At 56.8% G+C, this 25,936-nt stretch carries 21 protein-coding genes, 2 tRNA genes and 1 riboswitch; of the genes, 12 read left to right on the top strand and 11 right to left on the bottom strand.

All coding sequences use genetic code 11. The features are described from left to right. Positions 1-31 precede the first annotated feature (31 nt). A complete protein-coding gene (locus tag H7R73_RS10425) occupies positions 32-322 on the bottom strand; it encodes a DUF4258 domain-containing protein (RefSeq protein ID WP_081100796.1) in 291 nt (96 codons plus the stop codon). A 100-nt stretch (positions 323-422) separates the two neighbouring features. Here H7R73_RS10425 and H7R73_RS10420 point away from each other — a divergent pair, with 100 nt between their 5' ends. After that, positions 423-1,346: a WYL domain-containing protein gene (locus tag H7R73_RS10420; protein ID WP_005327394.1), complete on the top strand. Its 924-nt coding sequence runs from the start codon at positions 423-425 to the stop codon at positions 1,344-1,346. A 202-nt stretch (positions 1,347-1,548) separates the two neighbouring features. On the opposite strand, the gene H7R73_RS10415 is transcribed toward H7R73_RS10420, so the two are convergent. From H7R73_RS10415 to parS, 4 genes are all read right to left on the bottom strand, one after another. Beyond that, positions 1,549-4,857, bottom strand: a complete 3,309-nt coding sequence (locus H7R73_RS10415; protein WP_182951692.1) for a tyrosine-type recombinase/integrase — start codon at positions 4,855-4,857, stop codon at positions 1,549-1,551. Continuing rightward, on the bottom strand, positions 4,842-7,220 hold the full coding sequence (locus H7R73_RS10410; protein WP_010674973.1) for a site-specific integrase: 2,379 nt from the start codon (positions 7,218-7,220) through the stop codon (positions 4,842-4,844). The genes H7R73_RS10415 and H7R73_RS10410 overlap by 16 nt, the downstream gene beginning before the upstream one ends. Beyond that, positions 7,213-7,791 (bottom strand): hypothetical protein, encoded by a 579-nt coding sequence (locus H7R73_RS10405; RefSeq protein WP_024941319.1) that lies wholly within the window; start codon positions 7,789-7,791, stop codon positions 7,213-7,215. Before H7R73_RS10405 ends, H7R73_RS10410 begins: the two co-directional genes overlap by 8 nt. 331 nt (positions 7,792-8,122) lie before the next feature. Beyond that, on the bottom strand, positions 8,123-8,575 hold the full coding sequence (parS, locus tag H7R73_RS10400) for a type II RES/Xre toxin-antitoxin system antitoxin (RefSeq protein WP_021140686.1): 453 nt from the start codon (positions 8,573-8,575) through the stop codon (positions 8,123-8,125). Positions 8,576-8,829: 254 nt separating this feature from the next. Here parS and H7R73_RS10395 point away from each other — a divergent pair, with 254 nt between their 5' ends. Beyond that, on the top strand, positions 8,830-10,137 hold the full coding sequence (locus H7R73_RS10395; RefSeq protein WP_021140687.1) for a Fic family protein: 1,308 nt from the start codon (positions 8,830-8,832) through the stop codon (positions 10,135-10,137). Positions 10,138-10,215: 78 nt separating this feature from the next. Continuing rightward, positions 10,216-10,467 (top strand): type II toxin-antitoxin system Phd/YefM family antitoxin, encoded by a 252-nt coding sequence (locus tag H7R73_RS10390; protein WP_010674977.1) that lies wholly within the window; start codon positions 10,216-10,218, stop codon positions 10,465-10,467. 420 nt (positions 10,468-10,887) lie between these two features. Here H7R73_RS10390 and H7R73_RS10385 read toward each other — a convergent pair whose 3' ends face one another. After that, entirely contained in the window at positions 10,888-11,136 is a 249-nt protein-coding gene (locus H7R73_RS10385) for a hypothetical protein (protein ID WP_010674978.1), read from the bottom strand. 202 nt (positions 11,137-11,338) lie between these two features. Between H7R73_RS10385 and H7R73_RS10380 the strand changes: the two genes are divergently transcribed. The 5 genes from H7R73_RS10380 to katG all read left to right on the top strand — a co-directional run bounded on the left by H7R73_RS10380 (position 11,339) and on the right by katG (position 17,733). Next, entirely contained in the window at positions 11,339-12,613 is a 1,275-nt protein-coding gene (locus tag H7R73_RS10380) for an IS4-like element ISApu2 family transposase (protein WP_011191341.1), read from the top strand. A gap of 423 nt (positions 12,614-13,036) precedes the next feature. After that, the gene (locus H7R73_RS10375) at positions 13,037-13,291 is read left to right on the top strand and encodes a helix-turn-helix domain-containing protein (protein ID WP_005329233.1); all 255 of its coding nucleotides are present in this window, start codon (positions 13,037-13,039) and stop codon (positions 13,289-13,291) included. Then, complete coding sequence (locus tag H7R73_RS10370; protein ID WP_005329232.1) at positions 13,291-14,601, top strand: type II toxin-antitoxin system HipA family toxin; 1,311 nt, start codon at positions 13,291-13,293, stop codon at positions 14,599-14,601. Before H7R73_RS10375 ends, H7R73_RS10370 begins: the two co-directional genes overlap by 1 nt. 360 nt (positions 14,602-14,961) lie before the next feature. Beyond that, positions 14,962-15,037, top strand: a tRNA-His gene (locus tag H7R73_RS10365). 521 nt (positions 15,038-15,558) lie between these two features. Beyond that, on the top strand, positions 15,559-17,733 hold the full coding sequence (gene katG / locus H7R73_RS10360; RefSeq protein WP_103260263.1) for a catalase/peroxidase HPI: 2,175 nt from the start codon (positions 15,559-15,561) through the stop codon (positions 17,731-17,733). Between the two features lie 86 nt (positions 17,734-17,819). Here katG and H7R73_RS24095 read toward each other — a convergent pair whose 3' ends face one another. Further along, positions 17,820-19,037, bottom strand: coding sequence for an HAD hydrolase family protein (locus H7R73_RS24095; protein WP_269475238.1), 1,218 nt, complete (start codon positions 19,035-19,037; stop codon positions 17,820-17,822). 260 nt (positions 19,038-19,297) lie between these two features. Here H7R73_RS24095 and H7R73_RS10345 point away from each other — a divergent pair, with 260 nt between their 5' ends. Beyond that, positions 19,298-19,624 (top strand): hypothetical protein, encoded by a 327-nt coding sequence (locus H7R73_RS10345; protein WP_103260264.1) that lies wholly within the window; start codon positions 19,298-19,300, stop codon positions 19,622-19,624. Then, positions 19,621-20,136, top strand: a complete 516-nt coding sequence (locus tag H7R73_RS10340) for a phosphoribosyltransferase (RefSeq protein WP_103260265.1) — start codon at positions 19,621-19,623, stop codon at positions 20,134-20,136. Before H7R73_RS10345 ends, H7R73_RS10340 begins: the two co-directional genes overlap by 4 nt. 217 nt (positions 20,137-20,353) lie before the next feature. Here H7R73_RS10340 and H7R73_RS10335 read toward each other — a convergent pair. Both H7R73_RS10335 and H7R73_RS10330 read right to left on the bottom strand, forming a co-directional pair. Further along, a tRNA-Ser gene (locus tag H7R73_RS10335) sits at positions 20,354-20,441 on the bottom strand. 248 nt (positions 20,442-20,689) lie between these two features. Next, positions 20,690-21,145 (bottom strand): YbjN domain-containing protein, encoded by a 456-nt coding sequence (locus H7R73_RS10330; protein WP_160839247.1) that lies wholly within the window; start codon positions 21,143-21,145, stop codon positions 20,690-20,692. Between the two features lie 155 nt (positions 21,146-21,300). Here H7R73_RS10330 and H7R73_RS10325 point away from each other — a divergent pair, with 155 nt between their 5' ends. Then, positions 21,301-22,638 (top strand): flavohemoglobin expression-modulating QEGLA motif protein, encoded by a 1,338-nt coding sequence (locus H7R73_RS10325; protein ID WP_103260266.1) that lies wholly within the window; start codon positions 21,301-21,303, stop codon positions 22,636-22,638. Between the two features lie 71 nt (positions 22,639-22,709). Here the strand turns inward: H7R73_RS10325 and H7R73_RS10320 are convergent, their stop codons facing one another. Next, the gene (locus tag H7R73_RS10320; RefSeq protein ID WP_045524473.1) at positions 22,710-23,291 is read right to left on the bottom strand and encodes a thymidine kinase; all 582 of its coding nucleotides are present in this window, start codon (positions 23,289-23,291) and stop codon (positions 22,710-22,712) included. 85 nt (positions 23,292-23,376) lie between these two features. After that, positions 23,377-24,957, bottom strand: coding sequence for a Na+/H+ antiporter NhaC family protein (locus H7R73_RS10315; RefSeq protein WP_042016617.1), 1,581 nt, complete (start codon positions 24,955-24,957; stop codon positions 23,377-23,379). A gap of 87 nt (positions 24,958-25,044) precedes the next feature. Beyond that, positions 25,045-25,216, bottom strand: a riboswitch (Lysine riboswitch). A gap of 317 nt (positions 25,217-25,533) precedes the next feature. Here H7R73_RS10315 and H7R73_RS10310 point away from each other — a divergent pair. Next, positions 25,534-25,932, top strand: coding sequence for an H-NS family histone-like protein (locus H7R73_RS10310; protein WP_041215041.1), 399 nt, complete (start codon positions 25,534-25,536; stop codon positions 25,930-25,932). The last annotated feature ends 4 nt before the right edge of the window (positions 25,933-25,936 follow it).

Here is a 25,936-nt window from a genome sequence, read left to right as displayed (position 1 = left end):
GATCTGATAACCGCGTTGGGTTCATGGTGCCTCAGTGCCGATCGCGTTTGAAGTGAGCGGTTTTATGCCCGACGGTGACAATCTCGCCGCCTTGTAGGACCAGATAGTGACGACGTAGTCGCTGACAGCATTGTGCGGGCAATCCGCACTCGGCTTGCAGCATAGCCACGCCTTTGCGATCGAGATAAACCACTTCGCGGCCCTGGTGATACGCAGAGCGCCCGCTGCTCAGCAGCAGCTCCACCCACTCGGGATCAATACCACGCTGCTGCATCCGGCACGCGGCGTGATGGCTGTATGCACTGTCCAGCTTTCCGTTCATGACATACTCCTGTAACGTTCATCTCGATGGATTGATTATATGTAGCCTGTATACTCATGCCGATACTGGTTACATACACATGTCGCATTTTGGAACAGATATGGCACCCAAAGAGCTCACCTGGGATCAAACCCTGCGTTTTCGTCTGCTGGAAATCGTATTGCAATGGGAAGGACGGCTGACCACCAATCATTTGATGACCGCCTTCAATATCGGTCGCCAGCAAGCGTCACGGGATATCAATCACTACCTGACTCACTATGCACCGGACGGGCTGGTCTATGACAAAAGTCTGAAGGGATACAAACCCACCGACCACTTTGTGCCGCGCTTTAGTGAAGGCAACGTCGATGAGTACCTGATGCTGTTGCACCGTGAGAAGCAGCACCAGCGCCAACATGAAGCGGGCCTGTTAACCCTGCCGCTGATGGACCTGCGCTACGGCCATATCGAGATCCTGGATGTGCCCAACCGCCATATCGACCCGAAAATCGTGCGTGGTCTGGTGCAGGCGGCGCGCGGCCAACTGCGGGTCGATGTCGATTACGTGTCGCTCAGCTCAGAGGCGCAGAGCGGCCGCAATATCGTGCCCCATACCCTGGTCTATGACGGGATCCGCTGGCACGTGCGCGCCTACTGCGAGAAGAAAGGGGAATATCTGGACTTCGTGATGAGTCGTTTTCGCGGCGAACCAGATCTGCTGGATGCCTCCCCCCACGGCCGGGATCAGGATCGGGAGTGGAACACCCGGGTCACCGCCATCGTTATCCCCAATCCAGCCCTCAGCGAAGGACAGCAAGCCATCATTGCCAGCGACTACGCCATGGCAGATGGCAAGCTGTTGATCAGCCAGCGCATCCCTTTGATGCACTATGCACTGGAACGGATGCAGGTGAGCTATAACGGCGAACACCAACAACATCCTCTGCTCTACCCGCTGGTGCTGGCAAATCGAGAGGAGCTGATCGAGCAAGGCTGTACCTTCAAGCTCAAGAGTGCAGATTTGCTTGTGCTGCCACGTTAATACACTCCCCACCCTAACGGACGGGGATCCCTACTGCCAGACAGTTATGCCCCGCCGTGAGAATGAGCGTCGACGATGATCAGGCGTCCAAGAATCCGTGATGAGGGCGTTTCAGGTCGTCAGATGCGCAGCGCGCAGTGGTCAGGCAGCTGGCAAAATGGCGAAGCAAATAGATTTTATTCTATTTCAGCATGTTGCACGTTCAATCTGTAAGCTCACGCGCGGTTTGACGTGCAAAGTCGGCTTTCTTCTTGTTACCTAGCGATACCAGCTCTTGGATGCTCATTACTTTCAGCGCCACGACATAGGCGACTGTCCGTAGCAATGGAGTGCTGTAGCGCGCCATTGGTTTTACCGTGTCAGCATTTTGCTGCCGCTCAGTAGAACGCTGACAGATACCCGCCTCGTCAGGATGAATTATTCGCAGTAGTGCCCGGTTAGCCCCACTTTTTTCAATGAATTCACTCTTCACTCGATAGCGTGAGATGACCTCCCGCCATGGGGCTTTTTCACTCCGTTTGGCGCCACATCGTACCTCGATCGCAATCCGTGTCGCTGGCAGCAGTAATACCGTCACACTCAGGAAGGCTTGCAACATCTGTGGATCCGTGAAGGGGATCCCAGTGTTGCGAGTATTGCTTCGGACTAGCAGATAGCCAATCCATTCGATGAAAGCCGCTCGTTGCTCGCGATAGACCTGGCGAGCCAGTTTAACCACTTTACGGAGTTCGATTTGCTCTTTATGACTGCGCAAGGCTCCAGGAAGCAAATTCAGATGATGTGACGTTGAGTAGAGCAATCGCTGTGCTCCCCGCTGAGTCTTAAATGCTTTAAGTAAATGAATTTTTTCAACTAACTCATCGACCATAGCGGGTGTGAGTTGATAACGATTGAGTTGATCGGTGATATCTTCATGTCGTGCGAACCGTGCGATCAGCTCCAGAGCGGCATCAAAATCCAGCTTGTGTTTAACCAAGGGAGGGTAAGGTGCACACTCCATCAGGACCCAGGAGACCTGTTGAAGATAAGGCGAAAGCGACTGGAGCAGGGCCTCCCGGCAGCGCTGCCATGTCAAGGGCCCCTCCAACCAGTCGTTCTGTGTGAGCTTTGCACGAGACAGCCCGGTGAAGTGGTGTCGCAGTGACAAAGACCAGTCGTACTTGGCCTGCAACAGACACGCTGCATTGACCCAGTGGGTAAAATGCAAATATGAGTGCAACGTCGTCTCCGGGCTCTGATGGCCAGCAAACTGGGCCAGCGCCCAATAATCCCCCTGAGTGGATGAGTGTGTGATGGTCTGGTAGATAGAGGTACACTGTGCGGCCGACCAAGGCAGGAAATGTGCCCACCCTGGCAAACTGTGCAGTGCCAGAGCTTCGTGATGTAGCAGCAGTTGCAGGCGGCTCAATGCCGTATGCCGCAGATGATGGAATGTATAGTATTTCCCACCAACCTGCCGAAGGATACTGGTTAACGGCCCCCTGATCTCTTCATCCGACATCGGTATCAACCAACCGCTCTGTGAGGGAAACGCCAGCGCGTTCGCGTTTTTCGCCTTTCGCGGCCATAACCCAGACAAGTACGCATCCAATCGAGTACGCTCTTCCGGGGTCAGCAAGACCCCCAGGGGGATCTTGCGGGTGGCACTGTCACTCTTGCCATCATCAAGCCGGGTATCGCGAATATATAGCCAGCACTCTGGACTGCGTTCGATATCTTTCAACCTGAGCTTTTGGATCTCGCTCAAGCGCAGTCCAGCACGATAAGCCACGATGTATAACGCGCTCAGACACTCTCGGTAACTCGATGAGGTGTGCGTCATCCGCTCCATTCCACGCAGCAACTGTCGAAAGAGAGGTTCACTGAGATAGGTGGCACGCACATGGGGCCGCTGGCGCTCGCGCGGGACCAGCTCCTCCGGCAATGGGGCCAAGTGGTAACTCGCCACCGCATAGCTGTGCAGGCTGGTCAAGCGTGCAGCCATGTAGCTGACAGCATTCTTTTGGCTAACGGGCGCCTCGGAAGAGGAACTTTCCGGCTCTGCGGTGGAGGATCTTTCCAGGTCCGTCCGTTCAACCGCACCAGAGAGCGCCGGGTCGACGACCAGATTTGAAGTCCCCCCATACTCTTCCAGCAATGCTCGATAACAGCTCAGAAAACGATCGCCATCCCATAAGCCGAGATCATGATCAAAGCACCGAACAAGCCATTGCTGACCACCGCGACTAAGGTAACTGCGCAGCGTCGAAGGCTTGTTTTTGTTCTTTGCGATGCATTGATGTAGCCACCCGACCAGGATCTGCTCTGACTTGCTGAGGGTCTGCTCATTGCGCAACCGATTCAGTCCTGCGAGGCAGCTTGCCTTCGTCTGCTTGCGAGTCGCGCTCTCCTTTTCCGCCAACACCGTTCGCAACCGAGCCAGTAAGGATGAATAAGGGTGGTCTTCGCCATGGTAGCGCCGACGCTTGGAACTGCCTGCCGTCAGGTTATCGACTAATCCGGTACTCGCCTCCTGCGCCAAACACACCACTTGGTGACCATCCGCAACCGTCGGATGATGCAGTGAAAGCCAGTGTTCATGAGGCAGCGGTACACTGTGTAACGCCCCAGATGCCACATGAGTCAGGATCTGTGGCCAGCGGACCCCGGCTTGCCCACCGGTTACCAGACTCGCCCCTTGGCAAAACTCTTTGATCCCGCGCAGGGGTGCAGTCAGATGTCTCTGGGCCCATAAGCTGAATGTGTCGAGCTCAACGGCAAGCTCAAACGTTTTGCCGCGCCGACGATACCAGCGCTGTACCAACCCCAGAGTCGGCAGGCTTAGGAAAATCTGGAGCTCGGTAACCCCCTTCCCTGCTCTATCGTGCGCATTGGTGGCCAACGCCTTGCTCTCTAACGTCAAAGGCAACCAAACAACTGAGCCATTCGTGCATAATCTTCGCCGCTCAGCGATGGCCAGCATCAGTGCGTGCAAAATCGCCGTCTGGTGTACACCGCAGTAAAACACCGCGCTATGAAGAATGTCGGCCAGTAAATCTTCAGCTTCGATCAGGCTAGTGTCGCGGGCCTCGATCTGTCTATGCCAGTTCAGCAGCGCTTGACTACAGCGCTGCGCTTTGTCAAACCACTTTTCAGTGTAAGGTAGCGGGCGCCGAAGCACCGTCAGGGGGATTGTCGGCAACGGCAACTGCCAATACCCGCTGGTATTGCCCTGCTGCAGGCAAAGCAGGATGGCTCGCAGCCCAGCCTTGAATTCAGACTGTCGCCTATACTTGCCCGTCAACGTGCTCATCGCCAATGGCCACAGATACTCAAACCCTCGGACATCGGCTGGCTCCTTGAATAGGCCGGGCAAATGTTGCAACAGCGCATCCAGTGCTCGACGCTCTATTTGCACCTGAGCACGTTTGAGACGATCCCGACGCATAGCCCGACCAGACCGAAGAACGTTCGCTGCACGCTCATCTTCCTTTCGAAGCTGTTCACGCCAATCGATCAGTGGATTGTCCATTCGCCCATCACCTTCAACCCGAGGGTTTGATGCCATTTGTCCAGCACGTCCGTCAGGGTAAATAGATCGCTCAACGCCGCACTACTGTACTGGTTTGTGAACTCTGTCCCCATCTCCTCATGACCAAGCAGCGCATCGATAAACTCGGTGGCCACGCCTTGCTCCAGCAGGTGGCTGCGCACCGAATGGCGATGCCAGTTTGGCGCCAGGGGCAACAGATTTTCGAACTGCCTCATCATCGAATTTGGGGTGACGATTTCTGTGCCTTCCAGGCTGCCATCTTTGGCCTCGACCGCCCAGAACAGGAGCGCTCCAGCTCCACTCAATGCTTGCTCCGCCGCCGACACTAACGGCGCCAGCAGCGGCTCACGCTGACATGCCAAATATGTCAAATAGCGCTCCCAGGCTTGCAGTTGCTGCACTGCCAACGCTGACAATGGCACCAACCTGGCCGAGCTCACAGATCGTCCCTCTTTGTCTGTCAGCCGGATAAAGCGACTGATGAGGCAGTAATCGCCACGCCTGCCGTACATCTCCGTCACGGGCCTGGCGGCAGTAGAAAGATGGAGGATCAACAAACTGTGGCGCACGAGGAGGTTATGATATTGCGTCAGCGTTGGACGCTGCTGCCGTGACCCACTGAGTCGTGCACAGAGGTACTGCTGATAATTTCCTAGGAGTCGAGCAAGCTCGCCAACGCTAGGATAGAGGCGTGATCCGACAGCTCCTTGTTCTAATTCCGGTGCCAGCACCACCGCGGTCATCCCCATGGAGGCCAAATAACGGCGCCAGATCTGCAACACGTCTTTACGTGGCACATGACTGTAGGCCATAGGGGAACATTGCTGAGCCGCCTTGCCACGCAGGATACCGGCAATGGCGCTATCAATCCCCTCTCTTTGCAACCAAGCACGCTGGTAGTTTTGCAGCTGTCGCATGGTCAAGGCCGTGCCAGCTCGCTCATTTGCTCGCGCTAAACAATCCACCTGCGCGCTACTACTCAATGTCCTCCAACCGTGTCCAACCAATAAATGAGTGGCCCATTTTGGCAAAGGTAGCTGCAAGAATAAGTCACTCTTTGGCAAAAAAGAGTGCAATTTCCTATGCACTCGGCTGTGGGCAACCTCTACATAGCGTTGTAGATACGCCCCATGAGGAAGCCGCCAAATACCACTGGCATTCTTTGAGGGTCCGTCGTCATCGGCAAATCGAGAGCCAGGAGCAGGCAATTTAATCTCAGTACTCGGCCAGACCGGCAGCTTGTGCAAGTCCTCGCTACTCGTGCCCATCACCAGTTGCAGCAGGATCGACAGCGCCGGCAACGCCGTTTCATCGACCGCCTGAGGCATCAAGGCATCGACGAGGCGTGTGATCTGTGACGCTGTGGCAATCCAAAGGTTGGCCGGCAACTGCAGATGACGCATCGACATGGAGAGCGCTACCGAGGCGCTTTGCAAAACCCTCGCCTGAATATCCATCAACCCCTGTGGCTGAGAGGACACCAGCAGCGTCTGCTGCTCAGGGAGGGTTCCTCGCTCCTCTTCACCCTCCCACTCGGTCAGTTTGACTTTGCCGCGCTGCAGCAGAACCTCCCGTAGCAACAGGATTTGGGTCTGCTCGTCGAGCTGCTCTTGATAACGCGCCTCCAGTTGGAACCGCTGGCGTTCGCCGGTTGACCGGGTACCCGTTTTGATCTCTTTGGCTCGCGCCTTATAGAGTCGGCTCAGTAGGGCCTCCAAGGCCCCTGTATTGACGCTCACCTGCTTGTTATTGGCATATTGCTCTCTCTGGATCTTGATGGCTTGCAATAGCGTCAGTATCGGCTGCGTAAAATCGACCTCAGACAGGGCCTTAATCATCACCTCACGTTGATTGTTCGCCATCAGCCTGACGTTGCGCAGCGCCTCTTCGACCGTTTGGTCCCGCTCGGCAATACCCTGAGAAAAATTGATATGTGATAACGCCAAGACGGCCAGGATCGTCACGGACTTGAGCTGAGCAAATAGCTCACCGTTGAGGCTATGGCCACTACGCAATTCCGCCAAGATGGCGTCAACGAGATAGAATTGGCTGAGTCTCCGATCTTTACTCAACCGCTCACGCATTTGCATGGCAGAGAGTGGCGATGGGGGCAGCATCTCTTTGGATGAGACAGAATCGATCCACTGCAGCTCGGCGGCCAACAACGCGGTCAGTGTTGGATCCAATCCCAGGATCCCCTGACAGCAGGCTTGCAACGATTCAAGGATTTGCCGGTGCCACTCGGCCAACGCCTCCGGAAACACCAGCTGTCGGGTAAGGGAACGGGCGGGTTCAGCGTCAAGACCCTCCACTGCCTGCTCCTGCGAAAGGTCATCACTCATCGGCTAACCTCTGCAAGAAGAAGTTAGGTTCGGGCACCGATACCATCCCGTTCTTTTTGTCTTTTTGCCGGGACTTGCTCAGCGCCTCCTGAGCATGCGCCAGCTGTTCCCGGGACAACCCGCACACCTTGGCCCAATAGTCTTGAGACAACCGCTTCTTCTGAAACCAGTTAAGACGCTGCTCGTCTGTCAGAACGCGATTGAAAATTCGTCGGCTGCATTCGATGAGACGGGGCTCCCCTAACAGCGTCATCAACCTCAGCCACTCCCCGGCCAGATGCTGCTCGACCTCACCCTCATTCAGCCCGCAGGGGATCAATCGTTGCCCAGGCGGCGGTTTGATTGGCGACGGCCAAGACAATACTGGCAACAATGGCCCTACGATCATAAGCGCACTGCCCACATCATCGCCTGACGACAAGGGACGATAGAGAATAATGGCTGACTCCCAGAGCGTATGGAATTGATCGGCAATCGGCAGCCCAGTCTTGAAGCCCAACTCCAACCACGCCTCACGAAACGCGACTAACGCCGGATGGATCTGATAGTTCCCTGACTCCTTCGTCCTCATGTAAACCCCGTGTATCACCCGTTACTAACACATTACATAAAAATGTATTTTGTTTTCAAACAGTTCCTTAGCGATAAACCGATTCAGCCACACACCGAACCTCTGAACCTGCGCATGGCAGGCCTACCGCAGGCAGGTACTGTGAATGAAGTCAGGAATGGAGATGCAATTCACCAAGTGGGTAATCGTCGAGGGAGCGGAATCATTTAGCCGATATGCAAGGGGGAATGTGACTGACTCGGGTGACGTCAATTGAACAATACTTGGCTTTCTCCTGCACATGCTGGACACCGCTGTCGAGCGGTAACGCCTTCAGCGAGATAGGTCGCCATCAAACGACGACGCCATGCTCAATCTGACCGATGAGATCGATAACTGCCTGAGCTCCGACAGCGGTCGTCAGGAAAGTAGCAGGAGGGTTTCCTCCCAGCGCCCGGGCAGGTTTGTTCAACCACTCAAGCGCCTTCCCCCTGTCCCCCTCGAACAGCGACTCCGCAGCCTCCATCACACTAACGAATGAATAGATACGGGCACTCTGAGCGCGGGACAGCAGGGCCGCAGCAGTGCGCTTGCGTGTCACCGTCGAGCGGTCAATGCCAACCAGCTGACAGACTATCTTGACGTCGCAGCCCAGCAACGCAGCCAGTTCATTGACGATGGAGGGAGCCATTCCAGCCACAATGAGATGATGCGCCCCCACAAGCTCCTGGGGCAAGGCCAGCGAGGCCATCAGCCCCTTCGGTTGGCGGATCTGGCGAACAGAACGATAAGCAGCGTAGGACATGGCGAGGCGGCTCCCTGTATCATTGCGCCTTTAAACTAGCCCATCTAAACCATACCATCAACGATGCAGGACTCTTTCAAACCCCAAACGTTAACCTATGAAGCCACCGCAAAACTGCGCCAAACTTGCCACTAAAACTGGCGCAGTTTAGTTAACTGCGCCAAAATGGCGCCATATATATGAAAAACGCGCCAACAAACACGATGTCAGCGACCACAGACCTACTAGAGACTATCAGGGGATCCGAAAGCGGATTGACGCTGGCTGAACTGCTGGGCCGCCACCCGAGCATTGCCAGACGCACCGCACAGCGCCTGATAGCCAAGCTGATTGAAAGCGGCCACATCACAGCCCAAGGCGAAGGACGGGCTCGCCGCTATCATGCTGACTCCGAGAGCCATACCGAGCCCCGGATAGCCAAGGTGGACAGTTTCCCCGCGTTCATCCCACTCTCTGCCGACAGCCTGGATATCCTTGCCTATATCGACCAGCCCCTCCCAGCCCGCAAGCCCGTGGGCTATCAGCATGATTTCTTGCAGGCATATCATCCCAACGAAACCTGTTACCTGTCCGAATCACTGCGCCGTCAGTTGCACAACATGGGCAAGACCACAGACATCGATGAGCCTGCCGGCACATACAGTCGAGCGATCCTGAACCGTTTGTTGATCGACTTATCATGGGCATCGAGCCACCTGGAAGGTAATACCTATAGCAGGCTAGACACCCGTGAACTTATCGAGCACGGCAAGGCCGCGCGGGGTAAGGGAGCCATCGAAACGCAGATGATCCTGAACCATAAAACCGCGATCGAGTTACTGGTCGAAAACATCGACAGTGCCGAATTTAACCGCTACACCCTGATGAACTTGCACAGCGCCCTGGCGGAAAACTTGCTACCCAACCCTGCCGATGAGGGGCGCATTCGCCAACATGCTGTCGACATCAGTAAAAGTATCTATCGCCCGTTATCCACGGCACAACAAATCGAAGAGGTGCTGGACGAGGTGCTGAGCAAAGCCAATCAGATCCACGATCCGTTTGAACAATCGTTTTTCATGATGGTGCACTTGCCCTACCTACAACCTTTTGCCGACATCAATAAACGCACTTCCCGCCTGGCCGCGAATCTCCCCCTGTTTCGTGGCAACCTCTGCCCGCTCACCTTCCTCGATGTACCAGAACAGGCCTACAGCCGCGCCACCCTCGGTGTGTACGAAATGGCCCGCATCGAACTGCTACGCGACCTGTACGTGTGGGCTTATGAACGTTCAACCCAAGAATATCTTGCCATCAAGCGGGATCTCGCCGAACCTGACCCACTTCGCCTAGCATGGCGGGATCTTATCAAACAGACTGTCCGTGGGGTCGTCACGTCGATCCAACTTGATCCACTCAGCACCATTGAACAAGCGGTGTCAGAGAACGTCCCGCAGCAAGAGCGATCGGCCGTACAGGCACTGATTGTTGAAGAGTTGCGAAGGCTGCATGAAGGTGTTCTGGCACGCTATGGTTTACGGCCCTCGGAGTTTATCGCGTGGAAAGCGCAACATGGGCGCTGATTGATACTGTGACAATCGTCGAGTTGAGTATCTATTAAGGTATTCCATAGTGCGGTGCTCTATGCCGAGGACATCATCATGAGTTACCAAAGCCTGGCAGCCACCACTGCCAATATCACAGAGCTCAGACGCAATCCAATGGGGACCATCAAAGAGGGAAAAGGCGATGCCGTCGCCATCCTCTATCGTAACGAGCCAGCATTCTATTGTGTGCCGCCTGAGCTCTACGCCTACTATCTGGAACTGGCCGAAGATGCCGAGCTGAACCGTATTGTCGATGAGCGAGTCAAACGGTCGGAGTTCGTCAGCGTCAACCTGGAGGACCTATGATTTAGAATCCCATCCTTGACATCACTACCCTCAGCTCTTGCAAGTCAACGTTGATCAAGCGCGGGCTGGAGATCAACGCTACGATGCCCCTTATTGTCATCGCAGCATTAGTCGCGTCATGGCCCTCCTCCCCTCATTGTGTGAGCGAACTGGCAGCGCCTGCTGATCTGGGCCCCGGTGTAGTAATAAAGGGGAATTCACTTGGGCGCTTCCGATGGAGACGAACCACTGAAAAGCAAAGGCCGTCAGGCGGCATTCCTGTCTGACTCATCCATCCGGGGTTTTCAGCGTCCAATTTTGACCACCCTGGAGTGTGTGCAACCATCCGATTTTTGGATCGAAGATCCATCAGCAGCTTGTTGTCGTGCTCGGACTTCATGCGGTAGGCTGCGCCCGGCGGCAAGACGTTAGCCTAGTGGTTCATGTCGATGATGACGCAGGGATGGCCGCCACCCGCCGGTTAAACTCGGCAAACTCTTCAGCATTATCTTCCCAACGCTCAATGCTGGCCGCCAGCAGGTCTAACAGCTGGACGTTGTTATCGTAGTCATCCACCAGCTCATCTATCAGTGCCAGCGCACTTTCGTAGTCATGCTGGTTGTCGATATGGGTGAAGTAGGGCAGCTCGGCCAAGGCCTCTCGGAGCTGTACCAGAATGGGTTTCAACATGTCAGAGTTACCTTGTTGGTTGCGCCCCCCCGTTTTCGATAACACTGGGGACCTGTCCAGTTTAGATCTTCAATGGAGGTGGCTGCTTGGTATGACACCATCATGTACAGGATCTTTAGCTACAACCAATTGAAATAGATAGAAAAAAGGCTTCGTTTGTGATCTGATTTAATCGCAAAAAAAAACCGACACGCCCGAAGCCATGACTATTATCAATGCAACCCAGTACCTCAAGCAACTTCTTAGCTCTTCTGAACTCAACCGGATCGGTAAATTTACCGGTTTTTGTCAGCGACTCCGGGATATCCAGCCTGCGAGACTACTCCCGGCTCTGCTCTCAGGGCTTGGTTGCGACAAGGTGGATGGTATTGCTGGTTTGCATCGCCATTTCAATGCGTTGCAGCTCCATGATACTGACCAAATAGCGTATAAACCCTTTCACAACCAGTTACGCAAGCAGGGTTTTCCCTTGTTCATGCGCGCACTGGTTGAACGAGCCATCGCCTTACGCCTCAAGGAGTGTCTACCGGACGCCCACGGACTGGCAGGCTTTGAGCAGGTACTGCTGCAGGACGGGTCGTCATTCGCGTTACATCCGCAATTGGCAGAACATTTCCCGGGCCGATTCAATAAGCACAGCCCCGCTGCGGTAGAGTGTCATATGACCATGTCCTTGCTGGACCAGTCGCCGATATCGATGAGTATCACGGCGGATACCGAATCGGAGCGCAAGCATCTTCCGGCCGCAAATTCGTTAAATAACAAACTGTTATTGGCGGATGCCGGTTACATCAGCCGCGAGTACTTTGCTGATGTGACCAAAGCCAAAGGAAGCTATCTGGTCAGAGGGAGTCAAAATCTCAATCCCAAAGTACAGGCAGCTTACCGACAGGACGGCAGGGAAATGCCCAAGTTACTCGGAAAAAAGCTCAAGGATATCGATCGGAGAAGCTGCAGAGCCGAGGTTCTGGATCTGGATGTGAGTTCGGGAAAGTATAAATATCGACTCATAAGACGTTGGTTTGCAGAGGAAAAACGGTTCTGTATATGGATGACCAATCTTCCGCGTGAGCGATGGCCAGCCGAGAAGGTGATGGCATTGTATCGTTGCCGTTGGCAGATCGAACTGTTGTTCAAAGAGCTGAAATCACATAACCGGTTGAAGGCGTTCGCGACACGACAAAAAGCGATAGCGGAAGGCTTGATCTGGGCTAGTTTGCTGGCCTTGCTGGTCAAACGTCGGCTGGCGCTGACGCTGATTGGCAGCGCGGAGTTATCGATGCTGAAGATTGCCAAAAACAGCGCGCTTTGGTTAATGCCGATATTGGCGAGCATCATCCATGGTGCGTGGCAGGAAATAACAGAGAAGTTGGAGTGGGCAATGGTGTATTTATCCAAAAACGGCAAAAAGAGTAGGCAGAGAAAATCCAAGCAAAACAACACGTTAGACGGTATTATTAATTCGCTTGCCGCTTAAGGTTCTGTACATGATGACACCATCACTGCATTTGCAAATTTTCCCGAGAAACCTCGGCTAGATTGGCAAAATTTCGTGCTCATCAATTCAAGAAGGTATTTAAAGAAGCGAACGCGGGTGCGAACTTGTGAGCTCCCGTGAAGCGATCGCAACAATCATGGACTCACTGACAGAGACGATCAACCGACGCACCATCGCTGCCTTGGCTTTTGTTGCGCCAACCCCAGTGCACTCCTGCTGAAACTCGTTACACCTTGTTTTAATGGCCCCTTGAATCGAAAGTGCGACACCCATACCTGAGGATCAAGGTTAAATACCGCCTTTAGCGTGTGAAAAACATTTACCGCCTAAAGCAGGTAAATATTGATATACCTGCCACAGCGTGTAAATTAAAAGAAATTACGCTACCAGGTAAGTCAAATCATGAAAGTAACCAGCGCCAAGCAACTTAGTGCCTGTCTCAAGGATGCCAGGCTTTCGCAAAAGCTCTCCCAAGGTAAAGTGGCCGGCAAGGTGGGGATCAGGCAGGACACGGTGTCCAGCTTCGAGCTCAATCCCGAGTCAACCAAGCTGGAGACCTTGTTCAAGATCCTCGCCGCACTGGAACTCTCCCTCGATATCAGGCCCCGCACCGATCCTGCGGAAAACGCAACGCCTGGCTGGAAGGAGGAGTGGTAATGGCCAGCCTGACGGTCTACATGAACGGATACCGGGTAGGTACCTTTACCAAGGCGACCAATGGTGCTCACCAATTTCAGTACGATGAATCGTGGGTGAAGTTGCCAGGCAGCCGCCCCATCTCGCTCTCCATGCCATTACGCCAGCAGCGCTACCAGGGCGATGAGGCCTATAACTTCTTCGATAATCTGCTGCCAGATAACCCGGAAGTAAGAAACCGGGTGGTGGCGCGCTATCAAGCCGATTCCACCCAACCCTTTGATCTGCTCAGTTGCATTGGCCAGGACAGCGTGGGGGCATTGCAACTGGTGGCTCAGGGCAGACCTGTGCCAGACGTTAAGCGCATTGAGTGCAAGCCGCTCTCTGACGCCGAACTGGAGCAGATCATGACCAGCTACCAGCAAGGGATCCCGCTTGGTATGGTGAGGGAAGAGGACGATTTTCGGATATCCATCGCCGGGGCTCAGGAAAAGACCGCGTTACTCTACCTCGACAACCGTTGGTGCTTACCGCATGCAGCGACCCCAACCACCCACATTATCAAGCTGCCCATTGGCAAGATCGAAAGCCACTCCTACTCGATAGACCTCTCCCAGAGCGTAGAAAACGAATATCTCTGCACCCTGATCGCCAAAGCATTGGGTCTTCCGGTTCCCCATTGCTTCATCATGCAGGTCGGCAAGGTCAAGGCTCTGGCGGTGGAACGCTTCGATCGGCGCTACGCCACGGATCGCAGTTGGATCATGCGCCTGCCCCAAGAGGACTTCTGCCAGGTGTTGAATGTACCGTCAGCACGCAAGTACGAGAGCCATGGTGGACCGGGCATTGCTGACATCATGACGACCCTGCTGGGATCGGCCACGCCGGAGCAGGATCGGTACCTGTTTATGAAGTCTCAGGTGTTGTTCTGGCTGCTGGCTGCCACTGATGGCCATGCCAAGAATTTCTCGGTGTTTATCGAACCTGAAGGGCGTTTCCGGCTTACACCGTTTTACGACATCCTTTCCATGTATCCTGCATTTGGTGGTAAAGGATTACATCCCCGTGATGCCAAGTTGGCCATGGGGCTTACTGCAACCAAGGGCAAAAAATACGCGATAGAGCAGATATTTCCTCGCCATTTTTATCAAACGGCCAAGGCGATTGGTTTTGAACAAGTGCAGATGGAAAAAATCATCAGCGAACTGACGGATAATCTGGATGAGGTAATATCAATCGTTCGTCAGCAATTGCCTGATACATTTCCCACTGAGATTGCAGATTCAATTTTGGGTGGACTCAGTTCGAAAGCGCAACGCTTAAAACGATAATTGACCAATGTGACAAATGCCTCTTGCATCGCCCCAAATGAGCCTCTATCGAGGCTCATTTTTTTTGCGTACGAGCGAGTGAATGATCCATTTTAGATCAAAAAAACAACTAAAAATGCAGAAGCCTGAAGTGCTAATTTTGGCAACATAAAATTTCCTCAGCTAACCTAGACAGACTTAACGGCAATAAGACATTGATTTTAAAGTATTATATTTATTTGATGTTTGACGTATTCTGATGACATTTTAACTCTATTAACAGGTACGGCCTTCTAAGCCGTGGGTCGCAGGTTCGAATCCTGCAGGGCGCGCCATCGATACAGATGAGTTTGATAGCTGTATCGAAGGCAGATTTCAGTGGTGGCTGTAGCTCAGTTGGTAGAGTCCCGGATTGTGATTCCGGTTGTCGTGGGTTCGAGCCCCATCAGCCACCCCATTATTCCCCTCCAGGCTGGGATCAGCCTGATGAGACAGCAGCACGCTGTCTGTTTGGACCGGCCACTGGCCGGTCTTTTTGTTTCTGCGCCGCCCGCTTTTTGGCGCAACGCCCCCACCCCATCCTCTGGCGCTCGGTGCCCTGCTCAGGACGCAGTCCGGACCGCCGTCACAAAAATGGGGTTTTCTGCCCCGCTCAAGACAAGCCCTCCTCATGCCATGACCCAGCGCAAGTCCAGGTCTGCTCCCTCGTGTTATGGATAAAAAGATTGATAACACGGCTGCCAGGGCGCTCCTTCCATCTCTTATCCCTTGTACAGGAGCAGCCAAATTCGATGGCACCGATTCATCTTTTCGTAATACGGTCATCCCATCCTTAATCAATTAGCTGAAATATAAGGAGTTATTGATATCCCCCCGATGCCGGTCCAAGGCCCAGCCTGTCAGATGCCCCGCCGGTTGCAGGAAAAGTTCCCATACTGAGTTGTCTGCATTGCACATGACTGCCAAGGAGAGACAGAGATGAGTGAAGAAAGCAAATGCCCCTTCAACCACACCGCCGGCGTCGGCAGAACCAATCGAGATTGGTGGCCGAACCAGTTGCGGCTGGATCTGCTGCATCAGCATTCCCCCGGCGCCGATCCCATGGACAAGGACTTTGACTACGCCAAGGCCTTCGCGAGCCTGGATTACAAGGCACTCAAGAAAGATCTGGTCAAGCTGATGACGGATTCCCAGGAGTGGTGGCCGGCGGACTTCGGTCACTACGGCCCCCAGTTCATCCGCATGACCTGGCATGCTGCGGGCACCTATCGCACCACCGACGGTCGCGGTGGCGGCGGCCGTGGCCAACAGCGCTTCGCCCCCCTCAACAGCTGGCCTGACAACGTCAACATCGACAAGTCCCGCCGCCTGCTCTGGCCCATCAAGCAGAAATACGGCAACAAGATCTCCTGGGCCGATCTGCTGATCCTCGCCGGCAACGTCGCCCTGGAGACCATGGGTTTTCGCACCTTCGGCTTTGGCGGTGGGCGGCCCGACGTGTGGGAGCCGGATCAGGACGTCAACTGGGGGGATGAAATTGCCTGGCTCGGGGTCGATCCCGATCGGGTCAAGGGCGATCGCGAGCTCACGGCCCCCTTCGGCGCCACCCACATGGGCCTCATCTACGTCAACCCGGAAGGGCCCAACGCCAGCGGCGATTACATGGAGGCAGCCAAGGACATCCGCTCCACCTTCGGTCGCATGGCCATGAACGATGAAGAGACGGTGGCCCTTATCGCGGGCGGCCACACCTTCGGCAAGGCCCACGGCGCCGCGCCCGAATCCCACAAGGGGCCAGAGCCGGAAGCCGCGCCTCTGGAGGCCCAGGGCCTCGGCTGGATGAGCGACTTCGGCAGCGGCCATGGCAAGGATACCGTCTCGAGCGGGCTCGAAGTAACCTGGACCAAGACACCGGCCCTGTGGAGCAACAACTTCTTTGAAAACCTGTTCAACTACGAGTGGGAGCTGACCAAGTCGCCAGCCGGCGCCAAGCAGTGGGTGGCCAAGGATGCGCCCGAGATCATTCCCGATGCGCACATCCCGGGCAAGTTCCACAAGCCGACCATGCTCACTACCGACCTGACCCTGCGCTTTGACCCCGAGTTTGGCAAGATCTCCCGCCACTTCTACGAGGATCCGCAGGCCTTCGCCGATGCCTTCGCCCGCGCCTGGTTCAAGCTGACCCACCGCGACATGGGTCCCATTGCCCGCTACCTGGGGCCGGAAGTACCCAAAGAGGAGCTGATCTGGCAAGACCCCATCCCCGCCGTCAATCATCCCCTGATCGATGACAAGGACGTGGCCCTGCTCAAGGAGCAGATCCTGGCGACCTCCCTGTCCGTGGCCGAGCTGGTGTCGACCGCCTGGGCTTCCGCGTCCACCTTCCGTGGCTCTGACAAACGCGGTGGCGCCAACGGTGCCCGCATCCGGCTCGCCCCGCAAAAGGATTGGGCCGTGAACCAGCCTGCCCAGCTTGCGAAAGTGCTTCAGGCCCTCGACGGGATACAGCAGACCTTCAACGCTTCCGCCACCGGCGGCAAGCGGGTCTCCCTCGCCGATCTCATCGTGCTGGCGGGCGGCGTGGGGGTCGAGCAGGCCGCGAAGAGAGTCGGTGTCGCCGTGACCGTGCCCTTCACTCCGGGCCGGATGGATGCCTCCCAGGCCCAGACAGATGTGGACTCCTTCGCGGTGCTCGAGCCCCTCGCAGATGGATTTCGCAACTACGCGGGCGAGTGCGCGGGCTTCGCGGAGACCATGCTGATCGACAAGGCGCAGCTACTCACCCTAAGTGCCCCCGAGATGACGGTACTGGTGGGCGGTATGCGGGTGCTCGGCACCAACGCGGGCAACTGCCACGGGGTCTTTACCGCCGCCCCGGGTACCCTCTCCAACGACTTCTTCGTCAACCTGCTCGATATGGGCACGGAGTGGAAGCCGGCGGCTGGCAGCCAGGGAGTCTATGAAGGCCGTGATCGCCAGAGCGGCAAGATGAAGTGGACCGGAACCCGGGTCGATCTGGTGTTCGGTTCCAACTCCCAGCTGCGCGCCCTGGCAGAGGTCTACGCCAGTGCGGATGCCAAGGAGAAGTTCGTGAAGGACTTCGTGGCGGCCTGGACCAAGGTGATGAACCTGGATCGCTTCGATCTCGCCTGATGACGCTGGCAGGTGCCCCGTTCCCGACGCCCCGGGAACGGGGCGTTTTTTATCCCCGGCCTCTCCCCACTCTTCTCGCGGCGGCATCAGCCGGCGGTGATGACGGTGCAGCCCTCCCCTTCGAACGTCTTGACCAGGACCGGATCCTGCCGGGTGCAGATCAGGTAGTCGAGATCCGCAGCGTGCAGGAAGGGGTAGGAGGCCAGGGACTCCAGCTTGTCGTCATTGCACAGCACCGCCAGCGAGCCGCAACGCTCCGCGACCCGGCGTTTGAACTCGCTGTCCTGGTAATGCACGGCGCTGAAGCCGAGATCCGAGGACCAGGCACAGACCCCCAGGAAACCGAGGTCGAAGCGGAACTTTTTGATGCCCTCGGCCGCCGCGATATCAACGGCCCCGCCGACCAGCGGATCCTGCTCGCCACCGATGAGGATGGTCCTGATGCCGGGTCTCTCCAGCAGCCGGCAGGCGATGGCCGGGCTGTTGGTCACCACCGTCAGACCCTGGTGTTCCGGCATGAGGGATGCCAGTAGCAGGTGGGTGCTGCTGGCATCCAGGAAGATCAGCTGGTTCGGTTTGACCAGGCTCAGGGCGGCCACGGCCAGGGCCTGCTTCTGCGCCACATGCTGGGTACTGCGTTCGGTCAGGGTCCCCGTCTGGGGCGACAGGGAGATGGCGCCACCGTGAATGCGCTTGCAGCGCCCCTCATCGGCCAGATAGCGCAGATCCCGCCTGATGGTCGCCTCCGTGGTGCCCAGCGGCTCCGCCAGCTCCGCCGCCATCACTTTGTGGTGCGCGGCCAGCAGATCCAGAATGAGGAGCCGTCGCTCCTCCGGTGAATACTTGTCCATGGTGTTCCCTTGTAATGGCCGGGCGATCATCGCCCGGCCCGCCTCACGCCCCCTGCCTCTGCCTCTGCAGTGCGAGCAGTTGCAAGATGGTATGCATGACGGCGTCTTCATCGTTCGAGCGGGTGATGAAATGGGCGGCATCCTTGGTCCGTCGTGGCCATTGCGCATGGCGAAACTGAAGTCGGCGCACGCCATCAGCTCGATGTCATTGAGCCCGTCGCCAAAGACCAGGGTCTCATGACGACCAGCGCCGACCAGCTGCTGCAACCTGGCCACCGTTGTCCCCTTGTGCACGCCGGCATTGGCGATGACGATATGCTCGCCCGGCAGACGCTCCAACCGACGGATGATGGCCAGGCCCAGGGCGTTGTCCAGCAGCGCCTCGACCCGTTCGACCTGTTTTCCCGTGCAGGGCGCGAAATGTATCCCCTGCTGCGCCATGGCAGCAACCACCTCGGCGAACAGGGCTCGGTTGTTATCCCCCCTGCTATATGAGGAAGGTGCCGTCCATGTCCGTGATGATGAGTTTGATCATGCTGTTACCTCGGATGTATGCATTCTGATCGCGGTCATCATATCGCCACAATGAACACACACAAACAAATACAAGATCATTTTTGTTCATATGAGATCGAAATGATCATAGCATGACCTCCTCGCTCGGAGGATCCCAGGCACAGCCCCCTCCTTCGACTGTCATCCAAGGAGACCCCATGTTGTCCACACTCTCCAGCCGGCGGCCCCGGGGTGAGCGGCTCGCCACCCGAGCCACCTTCTTCTGCTCGGGCTTTGCCACGGCGGCCTGGGCCTCCATCATCCCCTTAGCCAAACTGAACGCCCAGATAAGCGACGCCACCCTGGGCTATGTCGGGGTGCTCTCCAGCCCCTCCCTGGTCGGCTTTGTCGCCGACGCCTTCGGTCTGCCGGCTGCCCTCCACGGCGTCGTTTTGCTGATGGTGCTGGCCCTGCTCCTCAGCAGAGGCGTGGGGCTGGCACCCCGGGCCACCCCTCTTTCTACAACCTGTCAGGAACTGACATGAGAAACCCTGTTTTCGGCGACGTGGTATTAAATACCGAGGACATTGCGCTCGGCGTCGAGGTTATCGCCAAACGGCTCAACGAGCGATTCACGGAGGCGGTGGTGATCACCGTGGTGCCGGGCGGCATGCTGTTTACCGCCGATGTCGTCAGGGCGCTGCGCTTTGATGTCGCCATGGACTACATCTCCTGCCCCCACACTCCGGGGGAGCGCCACAACGCCTCTCCCATCGTCTTTCACGACAATGTCGGCATCCGGGGCAGAGACGTCATCCTGATGGACGACGCCATCGAATCGGGGGGTACCATGAGGCGGCTGGTCGCGCACCTGCAGGCGTTCGCGCCACGTTCCCTGTCCATCGCGACCCTGTTTGTCAAACCAGGGCGCGTGGCTATCCCCGCCGAGCAGTTTTATGCCTATGAAATGACGAACGATGATCTGCTGGTGGGCTACGGCCTGCCCTGGGAGCACAAGTACCGGAATATCCCCTATGTCTCCAGGTTGAAGAGATAACGGGACGGGACAAGGTTAGGGAACGATAAACCGATCAGGATAAAACCTGACAGCAAGAGAAGAATTGACCAGACCACGTCCCGGTGTCGCCCGGTGTACGGCCTATGCCACTCCAGCAGGGCTAGTCCACCCGCCTGTCGATACCGGGTAGAGACCAGATTGCCGGTTACCGGAAAAACAAAAGGCCCCGTCTTGCGACGGGGCCTTTTGTTTTATTTGGCGGTGAGGGAGGGATTCGAACCCTCGATACGTTGCCGTATACACACTTTCCAGGCGTGCTCCTTCAGCCACTCGGACACCTCACCAAATTTTTACTGCTTGAAGTGGCTTTCGGAGCGCGCTGTGCGTGCATCTTGCCGACTTCGTCGGTGGGCAGCCTCTCGGATACCGCACCAAATTTTTGTCTGTGGTTTAACGTGTTCAGCCAACACGGTGTCCGCTGCGCCGTTGCGCTGGAACGGGGCGTAATTTAGGGGAAAGCCCCGCCGCCGTCAACGGCTTTTTAGCCGCAGCGAACCGTTCGCACATTAAACGCACAGTTCAGGTGCTGAGGTCAGTGAACGGATTCCGGTGCGACCTGGATTTCCGGCAGATTGAGGAAGCCAAGGCGTTCACATTCGGAAACCACTTCATGGGTGGCTGCCGTGGTGCTTTCAACGAACAGCAGGAACTGCTCGACGGTGAGCCCCGCCTTGGTAAAGACGGTGTGACCCACAACGAGCCGTGGCAGGTTGTCATCGATGATGTCGAGGAACACCTTGAGGGACGGATATTGCATGTTGAGACGACCCAGTTCGGCCACCAGGGGCAGCAGCGATGAGGGGCGCACCTCCAGCTCGGATGAGAACAGCAGCCCTTCCTCTTCCACGAAGATCCGGCTCTCCTGGATGCCCTCAACGGACTGCAGGGAGACCATGTGGATGCCATGACACTGATCGCACACATAGTGCTCGATCCGGGCCTGTTGCAACCAACGCATTATCATTTCAGAGCTGGGGATATTCATCATTTTCACGACACGGTAGAGATCAAGGGGCGCAGTCTAAACCAATTTTCAGACAACCAAAAGCACACAGGCCGGATCCCCGTCGTCTCGCTTCTTTTTGACAGGCCCTGTGCCTATACTCAGCCATTCTCGTAGCGCACTCGCCTCCAAAGAGCCCGATGACCATCCAAGAAAAGTATCGCCTGCACCTCAAATCCCTTTCGGATGAACTGCTCGCCCTGCAAAAACCCATCCGCATCCTGGATGCCATCAAATGGCCCCGTCACCTGCAAAGCGACTTTCTGGCAAGTGGCGGCAAGGCACTGCCCGCCATCGACAGGCACTTCTATGAATCCCTCCCCCTGGGGTTCGATCCCCGCAACAAGTACCTTGAGCTCAAGGAGCTGAGGGACAGGATCCGCAGGCGCCTCGGCCCCCAGGACGATCTCGGCCGGATCCTGCAAGAGACGGTGGATCAGTACATGGTGGTCATCGAGATGCTGCGCCAACGCGGCCAACCGGACTTCCTGCGCTACAGCCAGCTGCTGTACGGTTCGGCCGGCGATCACCTGCGCGGTGATCGCAAGACCCTCAAGGAGCTGGGCGCGAGGCTGTGCGACATCTTCTCCCTGCCCGGCGCCCGCCACCTGGTCCGCCCCTACCCCAAAGAGTTCGAGGGGGAAGCGGCGGTGGCCAAATTGCAGGGCAAGCTGTCGAACTATTTCAGTGACGGCACCGTGCAGGTCAAGCTGAGCGATGGCATCGTCTCGGACGCGGCGGCCGGCGGCGATTACATCAAGCTCAACTCCCACGCCCGCTTCTCCGAGCTGGATCTGCAGGTGCTGGAGGTCCACGAGGGCTGGGTACACGTGGGCACCACCCTCAACGGCCGCCAGCAACCCTATGCCACCTGGCTCAGTGCGGGCTCGCCGCGCATTACCGCCTGTCAGGAGGGGTTGGCGGTGCTGATAGAAACCCTCACCTTCAGCTCCTTCCCGGACCGGGCCAAGCGCATCTCGGATCGGGTGATGGCCATCGACATGGCGGAGCGCGGCGCCGACTTCATCGAGGTGTTCCAGCACTTCGTCGGCCAGGGCACCAGCGAACACGACGCCTACAAGATCACCCAGCGGGTGTTTCGCGGCGGCATGGTCGAGGGGGGAGCCTGCTTCACCAAGGATCTCTCCTATGTGAAGGGCTATGTGGAGACGGTCAACTTCATCCGCAGCGCCGTGCTGGAGGGGGTGCCCGAGATCCTGCCCATGCTGTTTGTCGGCAAGGTGACCCTGGACGACATCCCGGTGCTCTATCAGCACTATCTGGAGGGGCTCATCAGTGCGCCCCGTTATCTGCCCCCCATGTTTCGCGATCTCACCGGTCTCTATGTCTGGTTTGGCTTCGCCTCTGGCATGTCGCTGGTGGATATCGGCCGGGTGCAGCAGCACTTTCGCCAGCTGTTCCACCGCCTGCCGGTGGCCGATCCCATCATAGCCCCCATCGACATCGAGATTGACTGAACCGCCAGCAACAAAAAAGGCGCCAGATTGGCGCCCTCTTTGGTGTCCAGGCTGCACGAGCCAGCCACGGGTTACTTGAAGGCCCGTCCTTCCAGATAGTGCTTGCGGCAGAGCGACACATAGCGATCGTTGCCGCCGATCTCCACCTGCTCACCGTCGCGCATCACCTGCCCCGCCTCGTTGACCCGTGAGTTCATGTGGGCCTTGTTGCCGCACCAGCAGATGCTTTTTAGCTCCTCGAACTTGTCCGCCAGACAGAGCAGGTGGTAGGAGCCGGGGAACAGTTCGCCGCGAAAATCGGTCTTGAGACCATAGGCAATCACCGGAATGTCCTGCTCGTCGACGATGCGGGCGAGCTGGTAGACCTGCTCACGGGTCAGGAACTGCGCCTCGTCAACGATGAAGACATCGATGTGCCGCTCGGCGTGGCGCGCCTTGACCATCTCGAAGAGATCGCAGCTGTCGCTGAACACCTCCACTTTCAGCTCAAGACCGACCCTGGCACTGATGACGCCGGCACCGAAGCGATCGTCGATGGCGGGCGTCATGGCCAGCGGATACATGCCACGCTCCAGATAGTTGAAGTGGGCCTGGATGAGCTGGGTCGATTTGCCTGAGTTCATGGTGGCAAATTTGTAGTGCAGTGAAGCCATGATGGGGTTCCGAAACGGGAGTGATGGGGCGCATGCTAACCAAAGCCCCTGCCAAAACCAAGGGGCCCGCAGGCCCCTTGTTCTCTTATGCGACTGCCACGGCGCTATACGCCCGGGCTTTGCGCAAATGGTAACCGGAGAAGATCAGGAACCAGAGCCCGCTCACGGTGAAACCGGCCAGCGCGGAGTGCATCAGCCCCATCACCAGGTAGCCGAGCGCAGCGCCAAAGGCGATGGCCAGAGCATAGGGCAGTTGGGTCATCACGTGATCGATGTGATGGCAACCGGCCCCGGTGGCAGACAGGATGCTGGTGCTGGAGATGGGGGAGCTGTGATCCCCGAACACGGACCCTGCCAGTACGGCGGCCAACATGGGCAGCATCAGACTGATGTCGCTGGCGGCCGCCATGTCGCCGGCCAGCGGCAGCATGATGCCGAAGGTGCCCCAGCTGGTGCCGGTGGCAAACGCCATGGCGCAGGAAAGCACGAAGACCACGGCGGGCAGCACTTCCACCGGCAGATTGCCATTGGCCAGGGAGGCCAGGTATTTGCCGGTCTCCACATCGCGCACCACGGCGCCGATGGTCCAGGCGAACAGCAGGATGTTGATGGCGGGCAGCATGGCCATGATCCCCTGCGGAGCCGCCTTCATCCAGTTGCTTGCCCCGAGCTTGAGGCGCATGGCCAGACCGATGGAGACCACCAGGCTGCACAGGGCACCATAGACCAGGGAGGAGCCGACGTTGGTGTTCTCGAAGGAGCCGAGCACGCTGAACGGCAGCCCCTTGTCGGCCAGCACCGCAGCCCCGGAGTCAATCATGAAATAGACGGTGGTCAGGGTGAGGGTCAGGATGGGCAGCACCATGTCAATCATGCCGCCATTGCTCTCCTCCGGGCTCTCCATGTCTAGCCCGATGGGGCGCCCCTTGGACTCGTCCCACAGCTTGCCCTCCAGTGCCCACTGCTCATGCTGGCGCATGGGGCCGATGTCGAGCTGGAAGGCGATCACCACCAGCACCATGATCAGGGTGAACACCGCATAGAGGTTCATGGGGATCATTTCGACGAAGGCGGAGATGGGGCTCTGGTCGGTCAGACCATGAGCCGCCATGATGCCGCCGACGAGGGCGATGATGTAGGCCCCCCAGGAGGAGATCGGCATCAGCACGCAGACCGGCGCGGCGGTGGAGTCCAGCAGATAGGCCAGCTTGGCGCGGGAGATCTGGAAGCGATCGGTCACCGGACGGCAGATGGCCCCCACCGACAGGCTGTGGAAGAAGTCGTCGATGAAGAAGGCGAACACCATCAGACCGGTCAGGGACTTGGCACCCTTGCGGGTCTTGGCGCGGCGCTCCGCCCACTCGGCAAACGCCCGGGTCGCACCGGAGACGCTCATCAGGCTGATGAGGCCGCCCAGCAGCAACATGAAGAGGATCATGTTGACGTTGTCACGATTGAGCGCACCGTCGACCCAGAAGATCCTGAGCACGGTATCGAGCATGTAATGCAGGGACGCAAGGGGAGAAAACTGGTTGAGCAGCAGGCTGCCTGCGACTATGCCCACCCCCAGCGACACCAGGACGCGGCGGGTGATGATCGCCAGCGCAACGGCCAGCAGGGGGGGAACGACGGACCAACCGGAGTCGGCGTAATGAACGATGTCCATGATCTCTTTGCACCTAAAGACAACAGGTGGAGATCTACCGAGAGGATCAAAGAAACAAAACCCATGGGGAGGGTATACTCCTCAGCCCCTTCAGGTAGCGCTCCATAGTGGATGACTATGGCAGTCCTGCACCTATTAGATGCAGAACCAGCAACCCGGTATGATGGCCTGGTCACTTCGGCGCCGACTCCTTTCATCGAGCATCGCAGGCATCACCCTCCGCTCGGTTACTCATAGGCAGCGCGCCTCTACTTAAAGGTATTCGCGGCACATTTTATCGAGCCGCCGGGTGATAGCAAGTTTTTTGATTAAATTTCAAGGTTTCTGTGGCCCCCATATCTGTAAAGGTAGTCAAATGGTTCATCAAAAACTCTGCTGGCGATATTTTCATCTGACATGAACCCATTCGAAGATGTTGGCCCGTCAAACGGATAAAAATATCCTTCATACCTATTTCAAGACTTAATTTATCAGCCTAATTAATTATTTTGGCAGGCTTGACTTGGTGCCAAATACCCCTATAAATTATCGAAAAACCAGTTCTTCCCTTAATATTTTGCTCGCGTGGTAGCCAATATGAACGAGTTTCTGAAAGTGCTGTTGAATATCCGTAGCCTGCGTGCAGCTTGCCGCGATTTGACGCTGGAACAACTGGAAGAAGGCTTGGAAAAGCTCTCCGCCATCGTCGATGAACGTCGGCAAGATGAATCCGCCGAACGCCAGGCCCGTGAAGAGCATCAAAAGAAAATTGCCGAATATGCCGAAATGCTGAAGGCCGCTGGGATCGATCCTGCCGAATTGGTCAACACCGTGGTGCCCGAGAATACCAAGGTCAGCAAACGTGCGCCCCGCCCCGCCAAATATCGTTATCTGGACAATGGCGTGGAAAAAACCTGGACCGGTCAGGGCCGCATGCCCTCGGTCATTGCCAAGGCCGTTGCTGAAGGCAAATCCGTGGAAGCCTTTGCTATCTGAGAGC

Origin of the sequence: Aeromonas sp. WP2-W18-CRE-05 (genome assembly GCF_014168615.1) — a bacterium.
In the GTDB taxonomy this organism is placed as follows: Bacteria; Pseudomonadota; Gammaproteobacteria; order Enterobacterales; family Aeromonadaceae; genus Aeromonas; species Aeromonas caviae.
This window is presented reverse-complemented; position numbering and strand designations above follow the sequence as displayed.